General features: G+C 33.6%; 21 protein-coding genes and 1 pseudogene. 19 read left to right on the top strand and 3 right to left on the bottom strand.

Annotated elements, in window-relative coordinates:
* Window positions 1-2 precede the first annotated feature (2 nt).
* Window positions 3-1,292 carry a 3-phosphoshikimate 1-carboxyvinyltransferase gene (gene aroA / locus BG05_RS17055; RefSeq protein ID WP_003189969.1) on the top strand — a complete coding sequence of 430 codons (1,290 nt, stop codon included), beginning with the start codon at window positions 3-5 and terminating at the stop codon, window positions 1,290-1,292.
* A gap of 17 nt (window positions 1,293-1,309) precedes the next feature.
* A complete protein-coding gene (locus BG05_RS17060; RefSeq protein ID WP_033734078.1) occupies window positions 1,310-1,816 on the top strand; it encodes a SpoIIAA family protein in 507 nt (168 codons plus the stop codon).
* A 44-nt stretch (window positions 1,817-1,860) separates the two neighbouring features.
* On the opposite strand, the pseudogene BG05_RS32175 reads toward BG05_RS17060, so the two are convergent.
* Window positions 1,861-1,978, bottom strand: a pseudogene (locus tag BG05_RS32175) (IS1595 family transposase); the annotation flags it as partial.
* Window positions 1,979-2,105: 127 nt separating this feature from the next.
* On the opposite strand from BG05_RS32175, the gene BG05_RS17065 reads away from it, so the two are divergent.
* From BG05_RS17065 to ltaS, 8 genes are all read left to right on the top strand, one after another.
* Complete coding sequence (locus BG05_RS17065) at window positions 2,106-3,269, top strand: GNAT family N-acetyltransferase (protein ID WP_002168166.1); 1,164 nt, start codon at window positions 2,106-2,108, stop codon at window positions 3,267-3,269.
* Window positions 3,270-3,379: 110 nt separating this feature from the next.
* Window positions 3,380-3,835: an NUDIX domain-containing protein gene (locus tag BG05_RS17070; RefSeq protein ID WP_002127860.1), complete on the top strand. Its 456-nt coding sequence runs from the start codon at window positions 3,380-3,382 to the stop codon at window positions 3,833-3,835.
* 126 nt (window positions 3,836-3,961) lie between these two features.
* Window positions 3,962-4,528, top strand: a complete 567-nt coding sequence (locus BG05_RS17075; RefSeq protein ID WP_002013443.1) for a TetR/AcrR family transcriptional regulator — start codon at window positions 3,962-3,964, stop codon at window positions 4,526-4,528.
* A gap of 251 nt (window positions 4,529-4,779) precedes the next feature.
* A complete protein-coding gene (locus tag BG05_RS17080) occupies window positions 4,780-7,896 on the top strand; it encodes an MMPL family transporter (RefSeq protein WP_033734079.1) in 3,117 nt (1,038 codons plus the stop codon).
* A 312-nt stretch (window positions 7,897-8,208) separates the two neighbouring features.
* Window positions 8,209-9,834, top strand: coding sequence for an ABC-F family ATP-binding cassette domain-containing protein (locus BG05_RS17085; RefSeq protein WP_002032778.1), 1,626 nt, complete (start codon window positions 8,209-8,211; stop codon window positions 9,832-9,834).
* Between the two features lie 161 nt (window positions 9,835-9,995).
* Window positions 9,996-10,181, top strand: coding sequence for an SRPBCC family protein (locus tag BG05_RS17090; RefSeq protein ID WP_002127856.1), 186 nt, complete (start codon window positions 9,996-9,998; stop codon window positions 10,179-10,181).
* Between the two features lie 55 nt (window positions 10,182-10,236).
* Window positions 10,237-10,404 (top strand): hypothetical protein, encoded by a 168-nt coding sequence (locus BG05_RS17095; RefSeq protein WP_002127855.1) that lies wholly within the window; start codon window positions 10,237-10,239, stop codon window positions 10,402-10,404.
* 383 nt (window positions 10,405-10,787) lie between these two features.
* Window positions 10,788-12,761, top strand: coding sequence for a lipoteichoic acid synthase (gene ltaS, locus BG05_RS17100; protein ID WP_002127854.1), 1,974 nt, complete (start codon window positions 10,788-10,790; stop codon window positions 12,759-12,761).
* A 47-nt stretch (window positions 12,762-12,808) separates the two neighbouring features.
* On the opposite strand, the gene BG05_RS17105 is transcribed toward ltaS, so the two are convergent.
* Window positions 12,809-14,257: a DHA2 family efflux MFS transporter permease subunit gene (locus BG05_RS17105; protein ID WP_003189643.1), complete on the bottom strand. Its 1,449-nt coding sequence runs from the start codon at window positions 14,255-14,257 to the stop codon at window positions 12,809-12,811.
* A 173-nt stretch (window positions 14,258-14,430) separates the two neighbouring features.
* Here BG05_RS17105 and BG05_RS17110 point away from each other — a divergent pair, with 173 nt between their 5' ends.
* The 5 genes from BG05_RS17110 to BG05_RS17130 all read left to right on the top strand — a co-directional run bounded on the left by BG05_RS17110 (window position 14,431) and on the right by BG05_RS17130 (window position 19,714).
* Window positions 14,431-14,976: a TetR/AcrR family transcriptional regulator gene (locus BG05_RS17110; RefSeq protein WP_002127851.1), complete on the top strand. Its 546-nt coding sequence runs from the start codon at window positions 14,431-14,433 to the stop codon at window positions 14,974-14,976.
* A gap of 405 nt (window positions 14,977-15,381) precedes the next feature.
* A complete protein-coding gene (locus BG05_RS17115; protein ID WP_002127850.1) occupies window positions 15,382-17,487 on the top strand; it encodes a BglG family transcription antiterminator in 2,106 nt (701 codons plus the stop codon).
* A 13-nt stretch (window positions 17,488-17,500) separates the two neighbouring features.
* Window positions 17,501-17,770, top strand: a complete 270-nt coding sequence (locus BG05_RS17120) for a PTS sugar transporter subunit IIB (RefSeq protein ID WP_000757313.1) — start codon at window positions 17,501-17,503, stop codon at window positions 17,768-17,770.
* 24 nt (window positions 17,771-17,794) lie between these two features.
* Window positions 17,795-19,066 carry a PTS ascorbate transporter subunit IIC gene (locus BG05_RS17125; RefSeq protein ID WP_000459912.1) on the top strand — a complete coding sequence of 424 codons (1,272 nt, stop codon included), beginning with the start codon at window positions 17,795-17,797 and terminating at the stop codon, window positions 19,064-19,066.
* 222 nt (window positions 19,067-19,288) lie between these two features.
* Window positions 19,289-19,714 carry a WapI family immunity protein gene (locus BG05_RS17130; protein WP_002127848.1) on the top strand — a complete coding sequence of 142 codons (426 nt, stop codon included), beginning with the start codon at window positions 19,289-19,291 and terminating at the stop codon, window positions 19,712-19,714.
* A gap of 42 nt (window positions 19,715-19,756) precedes the next feature.
* Here BG05_RS17130 and BG05_RS17135 read toward each other — a convergent pair whose 3' ends face one another.
* Entirely contained in the window at window positions 19,757-20,584 is an 828-nt protein-coding gene (locus BG05_RS17135; RefSeq protein ID WP_002127847.1) for a peptidoglycan-N-acetylglucosamine deacetylase, read from the bottom strand.
* A gap of 219 nt (window positions 20,585-20,803) precedes the next feature.
* On the opposite strand from BG05_RS17135, the gene BG05_RS17140 reads away from it, so the two are divergent.
* From BG05_RS17140 to BG05_RS17155, 4 genes are all read left to right on the top strand, one after another.
* Window positions 20,804-21,472 (top strand): hypothetical protein, encoded by a 669-nt coding sequence (locus BG05_RS17140; RefSeq protein WP_002127846.1) that lies wholly within the window; start codon window positions 20,804-20,806, stop codon window positions 21,470-21,472.
* Between the two features lie 147 nt (window positions 21,473-21,619).
* Entirely contained in the window at window positions 21,620-22,303 is a 684-nt protein-coding gene (locus tag BG05_RS17145) for a DNA alkylation repair protein (RefSeq protein WP_002127844.1), read from the top strand.
* A gap of 16 nt (window positions 22,304-22,319) precedes the next feature.
* The gene (locus tag BG05_RS17150; RefSeq protein ID WP_002168170.1) at window positions 22,320-23,021 is read left to right on the top strand and encodes a nucleotidyltransferase domain-containing protein; all 702 of its coding nucleotides are present in this window, start codon (window positions 22,320-22,322) and stop codon (window positions 23,019-23,021) included.
* A 15-nt stretch (window positions 23,022-23,036) separates the two neighbouring features.
* Entirely contained in the window at window positions 23,037-23,582 is a 546-nt protein-coding gene (locus tag BG05_RS17155) for a GNAT family N-acetyltransferase (RefSeq protein ID WP_002185628.1), read from the top strand.
* The last annotated feature ends 10 nt before the right edge of the window (window positions 23,583-23,592 follow it).

The following is a 23,592-nucleotide window of genomic DNA, read 5'->3' on the forward strand; positions in this document are numbered from 1 at the left end:
ACGTGAAAGAAAAAACAGTACAAACTGTAAATAACGGATTGAATGGCAAAATTACAATCCCTGGAGATAAATCAATTTCCCATCGCGCTGTCATGTTTGGCGCAATCGCGGAAGGTAAAACAACAATTAAAGGATTTCTTCCTGGTGCGGATTGTTTAAGTACTATTTCTTGTTTTAAAGAAATGGGAGTAGAGATTACACAAAATAGAGACGAAGTTACGGTAATTGGAACAGGATTAGAAGGTTTACAAGAGCCAAAAGCTGTATTAGATGTTGGTAATTCTGGTACAACGATTCGATTAATGTCAGGAATACTTGCAAACACACCATTCTTTTCTTGCGTGCAAGGTGATGCTTCAATTGCGAAGAGACCGATGCAACGTGTAACAAATCCACTAAAGCAAATGGGTGCAAAAATTGATGGCCGAAAAGACGGAACGTTTACGCCGCTCACAATACGAGGCGGGAATTTAAAGGCGATTGAATATACTTCACCGGTAGCAAGTGCGCAAGTGAAATCAGCTATTTTACTTGCAGGCCTTCGCGCAGAAGGTGTAACAGCTGTTACAGAACCTCATATTTCCCGCGATCATACAGAAAGAATGCTTGAGGCGTTTGGCGTTACAGTAACTCGCGTGGGGAAAACAGTGAAACTAGCAGGAGGACAGAAGTTAACCGCAACAGATGTTCAAGTGCCAGGTGATGTATCATCAGCGGCATTTTTCTTAGTAGCAGGTGCAATTATTCCAAATAGTAAACTACTATTACAAAATGTGGGAATGAATCCGACTCGTACAGGTATTATTGATGTTCTTGAGAAAATGGGCGCTACGTTTACTGTAGAGCAGATTAACGAAGGAGCATCAGAACCTGCTGCAAATATTACAATTGAAACATCGCCGCTGAAAGGAATCGAAATCGGTGGAGATATCATTCCACGACTGATTGATGAAATCCCAATTATCGCTTTAGCGGCAACACAAGCAGATGGAATTACAGTCATTAAAGATGCACACGAGCTAAAAGTGAAAGAAACGAATCGTATCGATACAGTCGTTGCTGAACTAACGAAACTAGGAGCTCGTATTGAAGCGACCGACGACGGAATGATTATTTACGGTAAATGTAAGCTAAAAGGAAATACAGTACATAGTCACGGTGATCACCGCATTGGAATGATGCTTGCGATTGCCGGCTGTATAGCTGAAGGAGAAACAACGATTGAAGATGCAGAAGCAGTAGGTGTATCGTATCCTACATTTTTTGAAGAACTGCAAACGTTAGCTAAATAAAGTGATGAGAAGCAGATATGCAATGTATCTGCTTTTTTATGTTGGCTTTTTTCTTAAATAATGTTGCTTTATTACGTAAGAATTTTATCCTTATTGATTTTATGAGATTTTTACGCATAATTGTAACTAAGGGAGATGGTTCCAAGTTGAGTAAACAGAATATCAGCACAACAGTTTCAGGGGATTTAATTGTTACCCATCTAATTGGCAAGATTAATACAGCTGATGTTTATGAATGGTTTAATGGCTTCGAGCAGGTTTGTCAGCAATTCATTTCCGAGGGTCGGAAATACAAATTGTTGGTGGATAGAAAAGGATACACGCCAGATCATTTTTCTGTTCAAAAAGCATGGAAAGATAAGTTCTTCAATGAAACCATTTTGAATCACAGTAAGGCAATTGCGTTTCTCCTTGAAGAAGGGGAGATAATGAATTATTTACAACAATCCAATACAAAAGAATCCGTAAAATTTTTCGATGATTATGAACAAGCATTAATTTGGTTGAATGAATATCCAATATAAAACCTTTATTGAACCAGTTTCTCTCAATCAACTGGTTTTTTTATGCCCGTAATGTTGCCGTTGTCATAAGTTTCATCACTTTCAATGGTACCTCTTAGCTTCGCAAACCCAAGAGAACGCAAGGCGTTTAATATTCTTATGCCGCCAATAGAAAGCAGTTGAAAAGAGCCTTTATGTTAGATTGTTTCTAAATCGATATCTTTTGTTGAAACATCCTCGTAATTTCACTTACCGAATTATAATAGTTTGAATTGTGGTATAATTCAAACGAGGAATGGAGGAGAAATATATGAACGTTATACAATTAAAAGAAGATAAGTTTAGAGAAGCATTACGTTTATCAGAATATGCTTTTCAATATAAAGCAAATGAAGAACGAGTAGAGCAGCAAATTACACGAATGAAGGAAAGCCATCAAATATACGGTATTATGGAAGGAGAAGAGTTAGCTGCAAAGTTGCACTTAATTCCTTTTCATATTTACATAGGAAAAGAAAAGTTTAAAATGGGCGGCGTTGCGGGGGTAGCGACGTATCCGGAATATAGAAGAAGTGGATATGTAAAAGAGTTACTTCAGCATTCACTACAAACTATGAAAAGAGATGGATATAGTGTATCGATGTTACATCCATTTGCAGTTTCATTTTATCGTAAATACGGCTGGGAACTTTGTGCGAATCGAATCGTATGTCAGATGACAAAGAGCGATTTAATAATTAAAAAACAAGTGAATGGTACAGTGAAACGTTTTAGTAAAGATAATCATCCAGAAGAAGTAGAGAATCTATATGAAACATTTGCAGAACGATTTTCTGGTATGTTAGTTCGCGGACGTAAATGGTGGCTACAAGCGGTGTATCATGATTTAACATTGGCAGTTTACTATGATGAAAATAAAACGGCGGCTGGTTACATTTTATACAAAATAGAGAATTCTAAAATGACAGTAAAAGAATTTGTCCCATTACATAATGAAGCGAGAAATGGTCTTTGGAATTTCATTTGCCAACATGATTCTATGATTAAAGATCTAGAAATGATACTAAGTGAGACAGAACCACTTCTTTACACATTACAAGAACCACGAGTAAAAGCAGAAGTAACTCCATATTTCATGGGAAGAATTGTAGATGTAGAACAGTTTTTCAAACAATATGAATGGAACTGGAACAACGAAGAGAAAGAAGTAATTTTACATATTACAGATTCATTTGCTCCGTGGAATAACGTAACGGTTCAACTTAAAAATAATGAAATAACAATCGTTAAAGAAGAAACAGCAAAAGAAAATGGAATTCAAATCGATATTAATGCGTTATCTACTATTATGTTTGGTTACAAGCGACCGCTAGAATTAAATGAAATAGACTTAATAAGCGGTAGCGAAGAGGAGATACGTGCATTTGAGAATGTAGTGCCGGTGCGTAAGCCGTTTATTTATGATTTCTTTTAATTAATGTCATGTGCTATGTATGAGTAACAAAGTACTATAATGATAAACTTTTTATTATAGTACTTTTCTATTTAATAGAGTGAAATCATTGTTTTAGGAGGAAAAGTAAAATGATTAGGCAAGCCGTAGGTGCGGTCGTATTCCAACACAGTGAATTTTTATTGGTACATAAGGTGAAAATTAGCGACATAGATGGAGAATATGCTATGTCAAAGGGGGAATGGGATTTTCCTAAAGGTGGAGTGAAACATACAGATAATGATTTAGAGAGTGCTATTTTGAGAGAGCTGGAAGAAGAAACTGGATCTACAAAGTTTAAAGTTATAAAACAATTTGAAGATAAAATTTGCTTTGGCTTTCCTGAAGAACTCAAAATGAAAATTGGATATGAAGAGCAAGAAACTACTATGTTTTATGTAGAATATATAGGTGACAGAATAGATTTACATCCAAAAGATAATGAAATAAGTCAAGTTCAATTTTTTAAGATACAAGATGTATTGAGGGTTTTAAGTCATGATGATACAAAGAAATTTTTTGATGGGATAACGCAAAAAATGTATTAATATCTTAATTGAGTGTGTTATTTGATAAATGTTTCAATAGCGTATTTACACACTTGACTTTTAATTCATGTAATTTATAATTATAAACGGAATGAATTTTCATTCCTGAAAATTGAGGTGAGAAAAATGGCTAAAAATAAGCAAGAGGATATTTTTGATGCTGCTATAAAACTTTTCGCAGAGCGTGGTTACGATGGTACGACAATTCCGATGATCGCTGAAAAAGCAAATGTCGGCGCTGGTACTATTTATCGCTATTTTGAAAATAAAGAGGCACTCGTTAACTCATTATTTTCAAAAAGCATGCTACAGCTATCTGAAACAATAAAAACTGATTTTCCTGTTGAAGCAAATATTCGAGAACAGTTTAGTCATACGTATAACCGTTTATTTGAATTTGCGAGAAACAATGTGGATGCTTTTCTTTTTACAAATTCTCACTGTGATAGTTATTTTCTTGATGAACAGAGTAAGAAAATATTTGACGATTTTATAGGCTTCTTTATGAATATTATTGAAGATGGAATCGAAAAAGGTTTTCTTCGTCCATTGCCTATAATTGCTTTAATTATTATTGTATATCAACCGCTTGAAAAATTAATAAAAGTAATGGCGACAGGGCAGTTAGAATACTCAAAAGAATTAGTAAAAGAATTGGAAGAAAGCTCTTGGAATGCTATTAGAATCATTTGATTCTATAGCTTTATAAGGACAGGAATGAACATTCATTCCTAAATAAATATAAAAACGATTACAGGAGATGATATGTCTGTACAATTAAAGGAATGAATATTCATTCCGCAGGGAGTGATTTAATAGAATTGAAAAATAATTTAATAGGATAATAGGAATGAACGTTCATTCCGAAATGATGTTTTCAAAAACAGGGAATGAATATTCATTCTCTATGCACCATGAAACTCTAATAACAGGAGATGATTCAAATGAGCAAGCTAAAAAGTTGGAGAAGTTTATCTTTTCTATTATGGATAGTTATTACTATTGCAATGATCGTAACGATGCCTAATATGGATCAGTTAGTGAAGGAAAAAGGGCAAATCACGATTCCTAATACAGAACAAAGCAGTATTGCTGACAAGATGATAAAGGAGATGGATAAAGAAGGGGCTGAAAAGTATGAAATTATAGCTGTCTTTAATAGTGGAAGTAAGAAGGCTTTAACAAATGAGCAAAAAGAGGAAATAACGAAAACGATCAATGCCCTGCAAAATGAAAAAGAGCAATTAGGAATTAAGGAAGTCGTTTCACATTTAGATAATAAAGAACTGGAGAAACAATTAGTTTCTAAAGATAATACGACTATTTTAACGCAAATATCGGTAGATAAAAAACATGGTAAAATACCAAAAATTGTAAAAAATCTTCATAAAAAAGTACAAACGAAAGGAGTTACAACGTACTTAACAGGAAGTGATTTAATAGCGGGTGATTTTCTTACATCCTCTCAAGAGGGCGTGAAAAAGACAGAAGTTATTTCGATCATTTTCATTCTTGTAGTATTAATCATTGTATTCCGTTCACCAGTCGTTCCGATTATTTCTCTTCTTACAGTTGGTGTTTCGTATTTAATTTCAATGGGGATTATTGCCCATCTTGTTGATCAATTTAATTTTCCGTTTTCAAACTTTACGCAAGTGTTTGTAGTTGTCGTCCTGTTTGGAGTAGGAACAGACTATAACATTTTATTATATACGAGATTTAAAGAAGAATTAAGTAAACAAGAAAATGCATATTTAGCTACGAAAGAAACGTTTAAATCGGCAGGTAAAACCGTTTTATATAGCGGGATAGCAGTACTAATTGGCTTTGCATCTCTTGCTTTAGCAAGTTTTAAATTATATCAATCTACTTCAGCGGTAGCAATTGGTGTCGCAGTACTACTACTCGTATTAACCACTTTAAATCCATTTTTCATGGTGCTTTTAGGAAAAGGAATGTTTTATCCAGTTAAAACATTTAAAGGACATGAGGATAGTCGTTTATGGGGATTCTTTGCGAAAAATTCAGTAGCAAGACCATTTATCGCTTTAATTATCGTATTCGTGATATCGATTCCATTCGTATTAAAATATTCTAACACGCTTAATTACAATGATTTATTTGAAGTGGATAATAAATATGAATCAAAAATGGGGATTAACGTAATAGAAGAGCATTTTCCGCCTGGTTTTTCTTCACCAAGTACGTTAGTCATTCAATCGGATAAAAAGTTAGATGAGGCGAATTGTTTACAAACTTTAGATGAACTTACTGATAAAATCTCGAAAGTTAAAGGAGTCTCAGAAGTATATTCACCGACGCGTCCAACTGGAGATAAGATTAAAGAATTATATATAAATAAACAAGCCGGAGAATTGAATACAGGCTTAGGAGATGCAAATGGTGGCATAAAAGAAATTAATGAAGGATTAACTGATGCGAAAGATAAAATGGGTAGTAATGACTCAAATAGTCTTGCAAATGTTCAAAAGTTAATTGATGGAACAAATGAAGCGAAAAATGGCGTATCAGCATTAGGGACAGCTTTAAATCAATTATCGAATGGAATAAACAATGGAGCACAAGGAGCGAAGCAAATAGAGGATGGGCTAGCATCATTAAACGGAAATATCAATGCCCTGTCAAATGCAACTTCGCAGCTTCATGCTGGTTATGCTCAGTTAGAAAAAGGTTTAAGTTCGTACGATCAATATTTCGGAAGTATTTCTCAAGCGATTGATGGTGCGAAAAAAGGATATGAACAAATTGAAACGTTAATGAACAATTTCATTCAAACAAAACCAGAATTAGCAAATGATCCTAATGTGCAGCAAACATTAGGAATTGCAAAAGAAGCTCAGAAGCAATTGAGTGTTCTTTCAAATGAATTAAATCAATTAGCGACGCAGCACAAAGCAGCGATGAGTTCATTTAAAGAAGCAAATCAATCATTATTAAAAGTAGATAATGGTTTAAAGGAAATGAACAATGGAGTAACGCAACTACAAAAAGGAGCTGCTGAACTGAAAAATGGATTGAACGAAGGAGCTACAGGTTCAAAACAAATTTCGAACAAATCGGCTGACTTACAATCTGGATTAATGAAAATAAACGATGGGCAAGGACAGTTATTAACTGGACTGAAAGATTTACAAGAAAAGATGGGGCAATTGCAATCAGGTTTATCTAAAAGTACAGAGGGGTTAGGAAAAGTAAGTAACGGTCTAGGTGACGCTCAAAAATATTTAGGAGAGTTAAATGAGTCGAAAAGCTCTGAGAAATTTTATATTCCGAAAGAAGTTTTAGAAGGAGAAGATTTCCAAAAAGCATTGAATACGTACATGTCACATAATAGAAAGATTGCTAAAATGACAATTATTTTAGACGTAAACCCGTATTCAAAAGAAGCGATGCCTATCATTCAAGAAATTAATAAAACGATAGATGGTACGTTAAAGGGAACAGAACTAAATGATGCGAAAAAAGCAATTGGCGGGACAACAGCTAGAAACGTTGATTTAAAAGAAGTAACCGGGCAAGATTTCCTACGTACTGCTACGATTATGTTATTAGGGATTTCGCTTGTATTAATCGTGATTACACGCTCATTCTTAAACTCAATCTTTATTATTGGGTCGTTAATTTTAGCGTACTTTGCATCACTTGGTATAAGTGAACAAATTAGTGCACATGTATTAAACATAGGGTCATTAAGCTGGAATGTTCCATTCTTTAGCTTCATTATGATTGTCGCTTTAGGAGTGGATTATAGCATCTTCGTTATGATGCGATACAATGAGCTAGAAGGGGATTCAGTAACGAAAATTGTAAATGCATCTCGTCACATAGGAGGAGTCGTATTATCAGCGGCACTTATTTTAGGAGGGACATTTGCAGCGTTAATTCCTTCAGGAGTATTGACACTTATACAAGTAGCATCCGTTGTTGGCGTTGCTCTTTTACTATTAGCTTTAATTGTAATGCCGATATTGTTACCTGCTTTAATAGGATTGACGAGTAAATTGAAGAGTTATAAAGAGAAAATAATGAATACGAAATAAGAAAAACCTGTAGGGAATGTTTTCTCTACAGGTTTTTTGTATATAAAATATGAAATGAAAAAATGATTCAATGTATTACAGAATGAGAAGCGAATAGGGATATTAGAAAGAAGTCGATGATATACAAAAAATAGCTAGGGGAATGGATAAAAACTATTCGATTTCGTTGTAGAAAGCTAATCAACCGTTGCTATTCATCCAGCTTCTACTATATAATAGCTATAGTCTACAATAATTGAGTCGTAATATGCGATTTTTTAAGACAATCGGTGAGAAAACGCTGAAATAAGCGGTATTAGTAGGAGGACACAAATGATTACAGTAAGTAACGTTAGTTTGCGTTTCGCAGATCGCAAATTATTTGAAGATGTTAACATAAAATTCACGCCAGGTAATTGCTACGGTTTAATTGGAGCAAACGGTGCTGGTAAATCAACATTTCTAAAGATTTTATCTGGAGAAATTGACCAATCAACAGGTGACATACATATTACGCCAGGTGAGCGTCTAGCAGTATTAAAACAGAATCACTTCGAATATGAAGAGTTCCCTGCACTAGAAACAGTAATGATGGGTCACACACGTCTTTATAAAGTAATGCAAGAGAAAAATGCAATTTACATGAAAGAAGACTTTAGTGATGAAGATGGCATGCGTGCTGCAGAACTTGAAGGTGAGTTCGCTGAGCTAAACGGTTGGGAAGCTGAGTCAGAAGCTGCAATCCTTCTAAAAGGATTAGGTATTGGTGAAGATATTCATGATAAAAAGATGTCTGAATTAACAGGGGCAGAGAAAGTAAAAGTATTACTTGCTCAAGCTTTATTCGGTCAACCTGACATTCTATTACTAGATGAGCCTACCAACCATTTGGACTTAAAAGCGATTCAATGGTTAGAAAACTTCTTAATGAACTTTGAAAATACAGTTATCGTTGTATCCCATGACCGTCACTTCTTAAATAAAGTATGTACGCACATGGCTGACCTTGATTTCGGTAAAATTCAATTATACGTTGGTAACTATGACTTCTGGTATGAATCAAGCCAATTAGCATTAAAACTAACGCAAGATTCTAACAAGAAAAAAGAAGAAAAAGTAAAAGAGTTACAAAACTTTATTGCACGCTTTAGCTCAAATGCATCTAAAGCGAAACAGGCAACTTCTCGTAAAAAATTGTTAGATAAAATTACATTAGATGATATTAGACCATCATCACGTCGTTATCCGTTCGTTGGTTTCACACCAGAACGTGAAGTAGGAAATGACCTATTAACAGTTGAAGGTATTTCGAAAACGATTGATGGCGAAAAAATATTAGATAATGTGAACTTCACTTTAAATAAAGGTGATAAAGTTGCATTTATCGGACGTAACGATATTGCGATGACAACATTATTTAAAATTCTTATGGGTGAAATGGAGCCAGATAGCGGTTCATTCAAATGGGGTGTAACAACATCTCAAGCTCATTTCCCAAGAGATAACTCTGAGTACTTCGAGAACAGTGATTACACTTTAATTGATTGGTTACGTCAGTTCTCTCCACAAGATGAGTCAGAAAGTTTCTTACGTGGTTTCTTAGGCCGTATGCTATTCTCTGGTGAAGAAGTAAAGAAAAATGTTTCTGTTTTATCTGGAGGAGAAAAAGTTCGTTGTATGTTATCTAAAATGATGTTAAGCGGTGCAAACGTATTAACACTTGATGATCCGACGAACCATTTAGACCTTGAGTCTATTACAGCATTAAACAACGGTTTAATCACATTTAAAGGAACATTACTATTCACTTCTCATGACCATCAGTTCGTACAAACAATTGCAAACCGTATTATCGAAGTAACGCCAAACGGTGTAGTTGATAAGGTAGCAACGTATGATGAGTTCTTAGAAAGTCAAGAACTTCAAAAACAAGTTGATGCAATGTACAAAGGTCAATAATAATTGATTAAAACCCTCGCTTTCTATTATGAGAGCGGGGGTTTTTTTAAGTAAACAAATATTCGTTTTAATATAAAGTGGGGGGAGGATTAAAATGGATAATTATTCAAAAATAACATTAGCGATGGTAAGAAATTTTTGAAGCGTGGATAAACCCTGAAATGATGAAGAAATGGTTTTTTACATTGGAAGGGACGGATAAAGTAACGGGAAATACTCCTGAAGTAGGAGGGAGTTGGGAAATTATTGATCATCGTGGCGAAAAAGATTATCGAGCAATTGGGGAATATATCGAAATGAATCGTCCTAAAAAAATTAGTATTTACATTAAAAACGCCGCAGTTTAGTGAATTATTAGATAAAATCACAGTTGAAATAAAAGAGAAACAACAAGGATTTAAAATGATATTTTCACAAAATATAATCGTTGCTCATGAAGAAGATTGGACAAAATATGATGTTGAAAAAGCTTTAAAGGGGTGTCATGCTGGCTCTGAGCATGATTGGAATGTAATATTCATGGGACTGAAAGAATTGGTTAAAAGAAGAGGGAATAGCTACAAAGGATGATAAACGGTAGTCGAAAAAGTGTAGTTTGAGCAAATTGCCCAAACTACACTTTTTATTTTATGAAATTGGGTAGTTTACATGAATGTACCAAAATTGGAGATAGGTTAGTTTGCAAATGAGGAAATAAAGGATTATAGTTTGTGGAGTCATAATTAGTGGATGAGCCTTGGGAGAAAACAGGAAATGTTACAAATGTATTTTGTTAAATAGAAACCAAGGTCAAAATGTTTAAAAAGAAATAGTTGAATAAATAAAAGCTACAAATTATAATTACTAATATTCTTCATATAGTTAAACAAATAAAATCTATTTGAAGAAGAGAAATTGAATAGAGAGACAGACTTATATAAAATAAGCCTTGGATGATCAAAAGAGGTGGAGAGATGCAACAATTTTTATTGAAGAGTAAACGAGTATTAAGTAATCATTTTGGATTTTTCGTATTTGCTGTTATTTTACTTTGGTTAAAAACATATGCTGCATATGTGACAGAATTTAATTTAGGGATATCGAACACAATACAAAAGTTCTTACTGTTTTTCAACCCGTTAAGCTCAGCAGTTCTATTTTTAGGACTCGCATTATTCGCAAAAGGGAAACGAGCTTACATTTGGTTAATTATTATTAATTTGCTAATGTCTATACTTTTATACGCAAACGTAGTATATTATCGCTTTTTCAGTGACTTTATTACGTTCCCGACATTAACACAATCGAATAACTTTGGAGATTTAGGTGGTAGTATTTTTGCATTGCTACACTTATATGATCCACTATATTTCTTAGATACAATCATTTTAATTGTTTTAGTCGCAACGAAATTTGTAAATCCTAAACCAATCCGTGTTGCGAAGCATAAATTATCTCTAGTATTTGTAGCAGGTATTTTATTATTTAGCGTTAACTTAGGTCTGGCAGAATCTGACCGTCCTGAGTTATTAACTAGAACATTTGACCGCAATTATATCGTGAAATATTTAGGGGCGTACAACTTTACGATTTATGATGGTATTCAAAGTGCGAAAGCATCAACAGAACGAGCATTAGCGGATGGAGATAATATGACAGAAGTTAGAAACTATCTTACATCAACTTATGCAAGTCCAAATCCTGAGTATTTCGGTAAAGGAAAAGGAATGAACGTAATTTATATTCATTTAGAGTCATTCCAAAACTTTTTACTAAACTATAAACTAAATGGTCAAGAGGTTACACCATTCTTAAACTCATTTACAAAAGATGCGAATACGTTATACTTTGATAACTTCTTCCATCAAACAGGACAGGGTAAAACATCTGATGCGGAGTTCATGTTAGAGAACTCAATGTTTGGATTACCACAAGGATCTGTTTTTACAAATAAAGCTCATAACACGTATCAATCAGCACCAGCTATTTTAGGTCAACAAGGATACACATCAGCAGTGTTCCACGGTAACTACAAAACGTTCTGGAACCGTGATGAAATTTATAAATCATTTGGTTTTAATAAATTCTTTGATGCGTCATACTACGATATGAATGAAAAAGATGTAGTAAACTATGGCTTAAAAGATAAACCGTTCTTTAATGAATCAATTCCGTTATTACAAACGTTGAAACAACCGTTCTATACGAAGTTCATTACGTTATCGAACCATTTCCCTTATCCGATTGATAAAGCGGAAGCAACGATTGAACCAGCTAAAACAGGTGATTCATCAGTAGATACGTACTTCCAAACAGCACGCTATTTAGATGAATCTGTAAAAGGATTCATTGATTACTTGAAACAATCTGGTTTATACGATAACTCAATTATCGTTATGTACGGTGATCATTACGGTATTTCAGATAATCATAGTGCAGCAATGTCTCAAATAATGGGTAAAGAAATGAACGCATTTGAAAATGCTCAATTACAACGTGTACCATTAATCATTCGCGTACCAGGAATGGAAGGCGGCGTACAACATCAATACGGCGGAGAAATTGACGTTCTTCCAACGTTATTACACTTACTAGGTACAGATACGAAAAATTATGTCCAATTCGGATCAGATTTATTATCACCAGAGCATAAACAAGTCGTTCCGTTCCGTAACGGTAACTACGTAAGCCCAACAGTTACTGCACTTAACGGCAAATACTATGATACAGCGACTGGGAAACCTGTAGAATTTACAGATGAAATAAAACAAAATGAGCAAATGGTTCAAAAATCACTAAAATACTCCGACCAAGTTGTTAACGGTGACTTATTACGATTCTACACACCAGAAGGATTTACACCGGTAGAACCTTCTAAATATAACTATAACAATCGTGATAAAGATAAAACGAAGGTGAAGACGACTGAAGACGGGGAAACGAAATAAATAATAAAAAATCCTACTCGTATAGAAAACGAGTAGGATTTTTTGTTTTAAGATTTACTTTCGGATTTTTGGAGTGCTACTTTTTTAGGCATAAAACATGCAATAATCAAAGCTACAAAGGATAAGACTAACATAAATACGTACGCATCACTTGAGCTGAAGATAGAAGCTAATTTCGTTACTTGCATAGCTGATATGCTTCCGTTCTCACTAGATAACTGTGAAGTATGTGAAGTGGATTGAATTGTATACACAGTAATAATGACTGCTGTTCCTATAGCACCTGCTAATTGACGTACGGTATTACTCACTGCGGAACCATGTGAACCCAGTTCTCTTGGTAAAGCGTTTAAACCTGCTGTATTTAAAGGCATCGAAATGAAACTTAGTCCAATGCGTAGAATAATGGTACGAACCATTAAATACATATAAGTGGTGGATTCGGTCAAATCAATTACACCCCACATCGATATAATGATACATATTAAACCTATAATAAAGAGTGGTTTTGCCCCATATTTATCAAACATTTTACCCGTGATAGGTGATAAGAATGCATTAATTACAGCTCCAGGTAATAGAAGTAAACCTGATTCAAAAGCAGTAAAACCTCGTCCGTTTTGCAAGTAAATCGGTAAAAGAATTAAATCAGCATACATAATCATCGTAATGAGTACGTTAATGACTGATGTAAGAGTGAAAATTTTATACTTAAATACGGATAAATTTAATAGTGGATCGCTAGACTTTATTTGACGTAAACAAAATAGAGTTGTAACAATTATTCCGATGATAATTGTAGTAATAACAATTGGATGATCCCATCCTTTACTTCCTGCACTACTAAATCCGAATATAATACAACCAAAGCCAATCGTTGATAAAATGACACTTACGATATCTAATTTTGCTTTTGTTGTCTCAGCAACATTCATTAAATATTTTAGCGCGAGAATAATAACGATTAATACAAATGGAGCGAATCCAATAAATAACCATCTCCATGATACATATTCAATAATAAAGCCAGATAATGTTGGAGCGATGGCTGGCGCAAAAATTATGGCGAAACCGATGGTTCCCATAATACTGCCACGCTTTTCACTAGGGTATAAATATAAAATAACTGTCATCATTAGTGGCATAATAATTCCTGCCCCAACTGCTTGAATCATTCTTCCTGTTAACAAAATGCCAAAATTCATGGCACATGCACAAAGAACAGTCCCGATAAACAAAGAGAGCATCGAGCTAATAAACAGCTGCCTTGTTGTAAATCGTTTCATTAAAAATGCAGTAATTGGCACTAGAACGCCATTTATGAGCATAAAGCCTGTTGATAGCCATTGCACGGTTGCAGCTGTAACATCAAATACTTCCATTAAATTACTCATCGCTACATTTAATAGCGTCTGATTTAATGTTGATAAAAAACAACCGGAAATGAGCACAATTAATATAATTTTTTTATTTCTTTCTGATATTTCCTTTTGCATTGGTAAACTCCTTCATTGTCGTCTTGATTTATCGACATTGTGTCGATAAAATTAATGGTAACAAAATAAATTTTCTTTGACCATGAACAGTTTTGTTGAAAATGTTCACTACTCGACATAGAAGGTATGCACTGTCGAGTAAGTAAAGAGAAAATCTATAAAGGAGTTTCAAAATGTCTACACCTAAAAAAGAAGATCCTCGTACAGTTCGTTCAAGAGAAATGTTTAAAAATGCTGTTTTTTCTCTCCTATGTGAGAATCCTAGTATTTCAAGTTTAACGGTTCAGAAAGTCGCAACAAAAGCAGGATTAAACCGAACAACCTTTTACTTACATTATCAAGATATTCAAGATTTACTAGACCAAATCACGAATGAGATTTCAAATGAACTTTCAAATAAAATAGCTGATTTAATACATGCAAAAGATTTATCAGAAAAACAAAAGCTAACACAATTACTTGATTATTTATATATCCATCGAAATTATTTATTTATATTATTTAAAATGAATCAATTTGAGGAGCAACTATTTTTATTTTTAAAAGAGTTAATAGAAACGAGAAGAGAGAATACGAAAAAGGATCTGCCTGATGATTATGTTGCGGTTGATATTAAAACAGCTTCATTGGTAGGTATTATCATGTGGTGGATAAGGAATGGACTTCACTTTAGTTCAGATTATATCGCAAATCAAATTTATTTCATGTACAGAGGGTAATGAGTTAAAAATATTTTATGTATCGATACATTGTATTATTAAGTGCGACACCTAAAGAAAAAAGCCCATATCGCTTCGTATAAAGTAGAAGTTATCACATCACTTACTTCATACAGAAAACTGCCCATGAAGGGTTTCAGGAAGAACTGTCGCACTTAGATTGACAAATTGTCTTTAAAATAAAAAATCGTATTGTATAATTTCATATGCCGCATGTATATAGTAAAATTTTTAAATGAAAGTACAATCATTGCACTGTGCATAAACAAGAATTTGGACTTAATTTTAGAAGAGATACAAGATAAGATATTAATAGAAAGCGATTTCAAACTCTAATTTTGCAAAGTTAGTATCTATACTTGCAATTCTATTTAAGAACAAGTATAGAAAGGGTGTATATCATATATGATATTAGATAATCGAAGTATAAGTATTTTACAGCAAATTATTCAAGCGGATAGCTATGTTTCTGTATCTCAATTAATGGAAGTCATACAAGTTTCAAAGCGAACAATTTATTATGATATGAAGAAAATAGAAGATTGGTTAGTTGCAGAGGATTTAAATTCATATGAATATATTCGCCCTTTAGGCTACTGTTTTGATAATGAAACGAAGCAAAGAGTGATAAAAAAGTTAAATGGATTTACAACAAGCCAATATGAATATTCTCCACATGAACGAAAAATATTGCTGGTTCTTTATATACTAACAATGGAGAAAAGGATTCTATTAGAAGACTTAATAGAACTTGTGCAAGTCAGTCGTAATACTGCTCTTGCTGACTTGAAAAAAATAAAAGCAGAGTTAGTGAAGTTTAAGCTCGCATTAAACTTTAATCGTAAACATGGCTACAATATTATAGGGAATGAACATGGAAAACGAAATATATTAATCTTAAATCTTTCACAAATAATTTCAAAGCATGGATGGGAATATTTAATATCGCATGTGAAATATATTACGAATGATAATAAAAATGTAAAAGGTAATAAAGATCACGAGGAACTTCTTATAATAAAAAATATTTTATCAAATTGTGAAGAGCTTTTAGGGGTCCAGTACACAGATGAGGTACTTGAAAGTTTAAGCGTTTACATGTATTTATTCCGCAATCGTATTGTAAATGGAAAATGTGTTGAGATGGAAGATGCTGAAAAGGATGTACTAAGAGAAACAAAACAATTTGAAGCAGCAAAATATATTGCAAAACAGTTTGAAAGAGTATTTTTCGTGGATTTTCCAATAGATGAAATTTATTATATTACGACTCATTTGTTAGGAGCAAAAGTAAATGCTCAACAAAAAGACTTTGAAAAAAGTGAGATTGATGGAATACATTCAATGGTCGGATATATGATAAAGGATTTTCAACATTATGCTTGTGTTATATTTCAAGATTTTAAAGGACTTGCTTCAGACCTATATCTGCATATGAAACCGGCATATTATCGTGTAAAGTACGGGATTGAAATAGAAAATCCATTACTTTATACAATCCAGCAAAATTATGAAGAAGTATATACTCTTACAAAAAAAGTAATTCATCATTTTGAAGAATATGTTGGAAAAATAGTTTCAGATGATGAAATGGCATATATTACTATGCACTTTGGTGCTTGGATGAGGAAAGAGGGAATCGTTCCCAGCCCAAGAAAAACCGCGCTACTTGTTTGTCCAAATGGTATTGGTACATCACGTATGTTGCAGTACCAATTAGAGCAAGTGTTTTCAAGTGTAGATATTTTAAAAGCCATTTCAAAGCGGGAATATGAATCAAATACATTTGATGTAGATTGTATTATTACTACAACTGAACTGGAGAAGGGGAAAATTCCTATCTTTATGGTAAATCCAATTTTGACCGATTCCGAAAAAGCATCGTTACTACGAAAAGTCAATGTAGCTTTATATGGCGAAAATCAAAATGATTCAGTTGATATGATGATGGGTATTATCCAAAAATACACAGACATTTTAGATGAAAAATCTTTAAAAAATGAATTGAGAGAGTTTATGAGTGGTCCGGTACATATTGATAAGGAGGAGAAATATAAGCCTATGTTAAACGAGCTATTAACTAGAGAATTTATAGAGCTTGAGAATCACGTTGAGACGTGGGAGGAAGCAATTCGTGTTGCGTCGGAACCTTTATTACAAAGTGGACATATTTCTGAAGAATATATTTCTGAAATGATTGCGAATGTAAAGAAGTTAGGCCCGTATATTGTAATTGCACCTAAAATCGCTATACCTCATGCTCGTCCAGAAGCAGGTGTCAAAAAATTAGGGATGAGTTTATTACAACTAAAAGAGGGTGTGTTATTTTCAGAAAAACAAGAGCATGCTGTAAATTTAATTATTGTATTAGCAGCTATAGATAACGAGACACATTTGAAGGCATTGGCACAATTAAGTGAGATGTTATCTGAACCAACGAACATAGAAATGTTAATGCATTCAAATTCAAAAGATAAAATGCTAGAAATGATAGCTAAATATTCTAATTAAAGGGGAGATTGAAATGAAAAAAGTATTAGTTGTATGTGGAAATGGATTAGGAAGTAGTTTTATTATAGAAATGAATGTAAAGAAAATATTAACTGAACTTGGTATGCAAGCTGAAGTTTCTCATACGGATTTAGCATCAAGTAAATCAGAACAAGCAGATCTATATTTAGGTGCGAAAGATATCATTTGCAACCTTGAAGATGGTACTCGCACAGTTGCTGGATTAACAAACATTCTAGATTTAAATGAAATTAAAGAAGCATTACAAAAACACCTGATGTAGAAACGGTGAAAGGGGAGTAGTGCTATGTTTGATTTAATAATGAAAGATATTTTGGGACAGCCTGCAATATTAGTTGGATTGTTTGCTATGTGTGGTTTACTATTGCAAAAAAAGAATTTTGCAGATACAGTTTCAGGAACATTAAAAACAATTATGGGCTTCGTCGTTTTAGGAGGCGGAGCCACTATATTAATAGGGGCTTTAGATGTTTTTGGTAAAATATTTGATAAAGCATTTCATATTAAAGGGATTATTCCAAATAACGAAGCTGTTGTTGCGATAGCACAGCAAACTTTAGGAACAGAAACGGCATTAATTATGGTATTTGGGATGATTGCTAATTTACTAATTGCACGATTTACAAGATTTAAATATGTATTTTTAACTGGTCATCATACCTTATTCATGGCATGTTTAATTTCAGCTGTATTTTCAACTACAGGGATGAAAGGCGCTTCACTAGTTATTAGTGGGTCTATTATTTTAGGATTACTTATGGTCATTTTTCCAGCTCTACTTCAACCGTATGTTAGAAAAATTACGGGAATGGATGATATCGCAATTGGCCATTTCGGTTCAGTTGGGTATTTAGCAGCAGGATTTGTTGGTAGTAAATTTGGAAATAAGGAAAAATCTACAGAACAAATTAAAGTACCGAAGTCATTAGGGTTTTTACGTGATACATCAGTTTCTATGTCATTAACAATGGCTGTGTTATTCTTTATTGTTGCACCATTTGCTGGGAAAAACTTTATCGAAACAGAATTAAGTAACGGACAAAATTATCTCGTGTATTCATTCATGCAAGCAATTACATTCGCTGCGGGTGTATATATTATTCTAGCTGGTGTCCGTATGTTGATTGCAGAAATTGTCCCTGCATTTAAAGGGATAGCAGATAAACTTGTACCAAATGCCAAACCAGCATTAGATTGTCCAACAATCTTCCCATTCGCGCCAAATGCGGTTATTATTGGCTTTTTAACAAGTTTTATTGCTGGATTACTATCTATGTTTATTCTTCCGTTTATCGGATTAAGTGTAATAGTGCCAGGATTAATCCCTCATTTCTTCACAGGGGCAACAGCTGCTGTATTTGGAAATGCAACTGGAGGAAGACGAGGAGCAATACTTGGAGCTTTTGTAAATGGATTATTAATCTCATTCCTACCAGCTATATTACTACCTATATTAGGTGGATTAGGATTTGAAAATACAACATTCGGTGATTCCGACTTTGCTGTTGTTGGTATTTTAATTAGTGAAATTGCGAAATTGCTAGGGAATGTTTTCTAAATAATAGAGCATAAAAAGACTTGAATTCTAATTATGAATTCAAGTCTTTTTATTTAAATATTAAAGTGTAAGAAAGTGAGGGAATTTGAATAAAAGAAATAGGGATTGGTTTGAAAAAAATGTGTTATGATTGTTTGTAAAATCTTTTGATTTTCCTTGAGGATCAATATTGAAACAGAAAAGTATATTTTCAAAATAGGGTAAAATAAAAGGAGTCTATGCATGAATTTTCAAAATGAAAAAATATCATTACATTTAGAGGTTGTAAATTACCAATATGCAGATGCAAAAGACGAGTGTGATAGAAATTGGTTAAGAGTAAAAGCGAAACTATCAGAAGAAAATAAAGTTTTTGAAACGATGGATCCTTTTTTACAAACATACGATTTACAGTACATGATAAAATGGTTTGAATCTTTACCAAACCCTAAATATAACGAACTAGATTTCATAGAACCAAATTTAGCGTTTGAATTTATGGGGGGAAAAGCAGGGGAGTTTAACATTGTTATTCGCTTATCGCTGGAACTTAACCCCACATGGTGTAAGGAAGAAGAATACGAATTTTCTATCGGTATAACTCAAGAGGATAGGGAGAATATTATTCGTTCTATTGAAGAGCAACAAAGGAAATTCCCAAAACGATAAAAAAAGACTTGATAACCTACAAGAGGGAATCAAGTCTTTTTATTACATACGATTATCATGCCAGAAGTTTAATGGGAAGTGTTCGTTCTCATTATAGGCTTCTAATTCATATCCTCTTTCTTTCAGCCCTTTAATAATACCAGGTACTGCTTTAACTGATTGTGGATGAATATCATGCATTAGAATAACTTCTGTTGGGTTTGTAGCACCATGTAGAACGTTTTCTACGATTTTAGCAGATGCAGCGTCTACTTGCATTTTGTTGTATTTCCAGTCTAATGAATCAATTGTCCAATCCCAAACTTTTAAACCATTTTCAACAACTTTGTTGCGAAGAGCTTCATTTAACCCTGGCATTGAGCCGTAAGATGGACGAGTTAATACTGGAGATTTTCCTAGAACGCCAGCGATTAAGCCTTGGTCTTCTTTCATTTCATCAACGTAATGACCTTCTGTGTAAAGTTTCTTGTAGTTATGAGTCATACTGTGCATCCCAACATAGTGGCCTTCAGCATCTTCACGTTTTACAAGATCAGGGAAAGCTTTTACGTTTGAACCAATTAGGAAGAATGTTGCTTTTGCATTTTCACTCTTTAACATATCTAAAAGCTCAGCTGTGTATTTTCCAGGACCATCGTCAAATGTTAAGTAAGCGACTTTTCTAACTTGCCCGTTATAGTGCTTTGGAGCTTCTTTCGGAGCAAGGGACGTTTGAATTTCACTTACAAGTTGAACAGATTTCGCTTCATCCTCTGTACTTGCTAGAGCGATATGTGTTGATCCGTAAGCAGCTTCGTATGTAAATAATACCCCAGCGCAAATCAACAGAGCCCTTTTCACTAAAGTTGTCATCCGAATTCCATTGTGCATAATTTTCCTACTCTCTATAAAAGTTCTACTCTACTATATTAGCAATTTTAGAGGGGGAAATGCAAAAAAACTTTTTTACAAGCGCAAAAAAGTTTGTTAAAAAGCATGTAAGATTTCACTGTTTTGCAGGTTTGAAAAAATGAAACAAGAATTAAATGAATGGAACTGCATGTAATAATGGTTCATTCACGTTTTTTGTTTTAGAAAGGGAGGAAAAGTATGAAAAAATTAGCTTGTTTACATGCTCATCATTCAAATATTGAATACATTGACCGAGCATTGCAATCTTTTGGAATCGAAATACTCCATTTTGTAGATCCCATCTTATCACGCATATTAAAAAAAGATTGCGATTTTGAAAAAGAACAAGCACGGAGTAATTTAAAAGATATTATAAAGTATATAGCCAAAAGTGATATAGATACACTTTTATTAACTTGTACAGATTATATTACGCTATTAGATGAGAATTTCAAAATAGACATACCTATATTGAAAATTGATGAGCCATTTTTTGAAATGATTTGTCATATTGAAGAGCCACAAACAATACTTTTTACAAATAATCGTACGGTTTCAGGAACGATGGAACGTTTAAAACAATACGCTCGGCAGAATAATAAATCCATACATGTAAAAGTAGAAGTGATAGAAGGGATATTTGAGTTAATTATGCAAGGTCGTAAAGAAGAGCATGATGTTAAATTAGAAAAGTATTTATATGAAATTATGAAAGATAGAAACGAAATGCTTTCAGTTGCACAATTATCTATGGTAGATGCTGCTACAAGGGTAGAAAATATAATAGGAAGGAACATAATAAATCCGTTGAATGCGCTTGTGGAGTATTGTATACAGAGTGTGAATGAACAACCGTGTGAAAAATAAGGAAGAGGATGTTTTTTATTTTAAAGAACATCAATAAAATTTCACATACCGTATTTTAAAAATAAATATAGGAAAACCAAAAAATAATGTAGAATATATCGTACATACATATGTGAAGGCAACAAAATATATAAAAGAGGTGGATCTATGTTACTTGAAGAAGTAATGCAGCAACTAGAAGAATATGGAACAGAACAAAACCGTAAAATCTTTAAAAATCATGGGGCAAAAGAGCCGTTATTTGGAGTTAGTTTTGCAAATTTAAAATTGTTGAAAAAGAGGATAAAAAAGGATCATGATTTAGCAATCTCATTATGGGAAACGAAAAATATGGATGCAATGACTTTAGCAACGATGATTTTAGATCCGAAGAAACTAACGTCAAAACAACTAAATAGATGGGTTCAGGATGTTGATTACTATTGTTTAATGGACGTTCTTATGACAGCTATATGTACGTCACCAATCGCAATAGAAAGAATGGAAGAGTGGACGAAGTCTGATGATGAATGGATTGGAAGAGCAGGTTGGTCTTTATTAGCAAATATAGCGATTAAAAATAAAACGTTACATGATGAATTTTTCACTCCATATCTAGAAGAAATTAAAGCAAATATACATAATGAAAAAAATAGAAAAAAAGAAGCGATGAATAGTGCTTTAATCGCGATAGGGATTCGAAATGAAGCTTTAGAGCAACAAGCAATTGAAATTGCACGTGAAATTGGAAAAGTAGAAGTTGATCATGGTGCAACGTCATGCAAAACACCAGACGCAGAACCGTATATAAAAAAAGCGAGAGAAAGAGCTGAAAAAAAGAAAGTGAAATAAGAAAAGGGGAACGGTTATGAAACCAATGGAAGCGGCACAAAGCATAATTACATCACAATTTTCGAATTGTGATGTTGCTTTACTAGGGGGAAGTGTGGCTAGAGGAGAGGCTACGAAAACATCTGACCTTGATATTGTAATATTCGACCAAAGTTTGTCATCTTGTTATAGAGAATCCTTCTATAGTAATGGCTGGCCTGTTGAAGTATTCGTACATAATTTTGAAACGTATAAAACCTTTTTTAAAAGTGATTGTGAGCGCGGGAGACCTTCATTACCTCAATTAGTTTCAGAAGGGATTGTGCTAAAAGGAAAAGATGAAATTGTAGAGACACTTAAAAGAGAAGCGAATGATTTATTAAATAAAGGACCAAAAAAATGGTCAGAAGAAACGATGAAGCAGAAACGCTATTTTATTACGGATACCTTGGATGATTTCATTGGTGCAACAAAGAGAGAAGAAGAATTGTTCATCGCCAATTTATTAGCTGATTTAGTACATGAATATGTTTTAAGGGTAAATGGTCAATGGCTTGGAAATTCAAAATGGTTTATTAGAGTGTTAAGAAGGTATGACGAGCAATATGCAGAACATTTTGTAGCGGCTTTTGATCATTTTTATAAAACAGAGGAGAAAAATGAATTAATTACTTTTGTAGAAAACACGCTAGATCAATACGGAGGAAGAATGTTCGAAGGATTTTCTATAGGGAAATGAAAAGGGGATAGCAAAGTGAATGTACCATTCGTTCAATTAAGAGAACTGACAATAGATGATGTAGAAGATCGATATCAATGGTCATTAGATACAGAAGTAACCAAGCATTTAGTTGTACCAGATCAATATCCACCGTTCACTCGTGAAGATACGAGAAGGTGGATTGAAGCATGCATAAGTCGAGGGAATGGTTATGAACAACGAGCTATCGTTACAAAGGAAGGTATACACATTGGATGGATAGACCTAAAAAACTTTGATAATACAAATAAAAATGCTGAACTAGGGGTTGCCATTGGAAATAAAGAATATTGGGGTAAAGGATATGGAATGGCAGCACTATACAGTATGTTACAAATTGGCTTTTCTGTATTCGAATTAGAAAAAATATGGCTACGAGTAGACGAAGATAATTTACAAGCTAGAAAGAGTTATGAAAAAGCAGGATTTGTTTGTGAAGGAATAATGAGAAATGATCGGTTACGTAAAGGGAAGTTCATTCATCGCTATCGTTATAGTATGTTAAAAGAAGAATATCAATCTTTATTTAATAGTCTATAAAAATGTTATG

Source organism: Bacillus mycoides, assembly GCF_000832605.1.
In the GTDB taxonomy this organism is placed as follows: Bacteria; Bacillota; Bacilli; order Bacillales; family Bacillaceae_G; genus Bacillus_A; species Bacillus_A mycoides.

Excerpts from the sequence above, each read along its gene's own strand:
- ltaS (WP_002127854.1), top strand. The coding sequence starts at position 10,788 with ATGCAACAATTTTTATTGAAGAGTAAACGAGTATTAAGTAATCATTTT.
- BG05_RS17095 (WP_002127855.1), top strand. The coding sequence starts at position 10,237 with ATGATATTTTCACAAAATATAATCGTTGCTCATGAAGAAGATTGGACA.
- BG05_RS17120 (WP_000757313.1), top strand. The coding sequence starts at position 17,501 with ATGAAAAAAGTATTAGTTGTATGTGGAAATGGATTAGGAAGTAGTTTT.
- BG05_RS17070 (WP_002127860.1), top strand. The coding sequence starts at position 3,380 with ATGATTAGGCAAGCCGTAGGTGCGGTCGTATTCCAACACAGTGAATTT.
- BG05_RS17115 (WP_002127850.1), top strand. The coding sequence starts at position 15,382 with ATGATATTAGATAATCGAAGTATAAGTATTTTACAGCAAATTATTCAA.
- BG05_RS17060 (WP_033734078.1), top strand. The coding sequence starts at position 1,310 with ATGCAATGTATCTGCTTTTTTATGTTGGCTTTTTTCTTAAATAATGTT.
- BG05_RS17065 (WP_002168166.1), top strand. The coding sequence starts at position 2,106 with ATGAACGTTATACAATTAAAAGAAGATAAGTTTAGAGAAGCATTACGT.
- BG05_RS17085 (WP_002032778.1), top strand. The coding sequence starts at position 8,209 with ATGATTACAGTAAGTAACGTTAGTTTGCGTTTCGCAGATCGCAAATTA.
- BG05_RS17080 (WP_033734079.1), top strand. The coding sequence starts at position 4,780 with ATGAGCAAGCTAAAAAGTTGGAGAAGTTTATCTTTTCTATTATGGATA.
- BG05_RS17105 (WP_003189643.1), bottom strand. The coding sequence starts at position 14,257 with ATGCAAAAGGAAATATCAGAAAGAAATAAAAAAATTATATTAATTGTG.
- BG05_RS17145 (WP_002127844.1), top strand. The coding sequence starts at position 21,620 with ATGTTACTTGAAGAAGTAATGCAGCAACTAGAAGAATATGGAACAGAA.
- BG05_RS17150 (WP_002168170.1), top strand. The coding sequence starts at position 22,320 with ATGAAACCAATGGAAGCGGCACAAAGCATAATTACATCACAATTTTCG.
- BG05_RS17090 (WP_002127856.1), top strand. The coding sequence starts at position 9,996 with ATGATGAAGAAATGGTTTTTTACATTGGAAGGGACGGATAAAGTAACG.
- BG05_RS17135 (WP_002127847.1), bottom strand. The coding sequence starts at position 20,584 with ATGCACAATGGAATTCGGATGACAACTTTAGTGAAAAGGGCTCTGTTG.
- BG05_RS17130 (WP_002127848.1), top strand. The coding sequence starts at position 19,289 with ATGAATTTTCAAAATGAAAAAATATCATTACATTTAGAGGTTGTAAAT.
- BG05_RS17140 (WP_002127846.1), top strand. The coding sequence starts at position 20,804 with ATGAAAAAATTAGCTTGTTTACATGCTCATCATTCAAATATTGAATAC.
- BG05_RS17075 (WP_002013443.1), top strand. The coding sequence starts at position 3,962 with ATGGCTAAAAATAAGCAAGAGGATATTTTTGATGCTGCTATAAAACTT.
- BG05_RS17110 (WP_002127851.1), top strand. The coding sequence starts at position 14,431 with ATGTCTACACCTAAAAAAGAAGATCCTCGTACAGTTCGTTCAAGAGAA.
- BG05_RS17125 (WP_000459912.1), top strand. The coding sequence starts at position 17,795 with ATGTTTGATTTAATAATGAAAGATATTTTGGGACAGCCTGCAATATTA.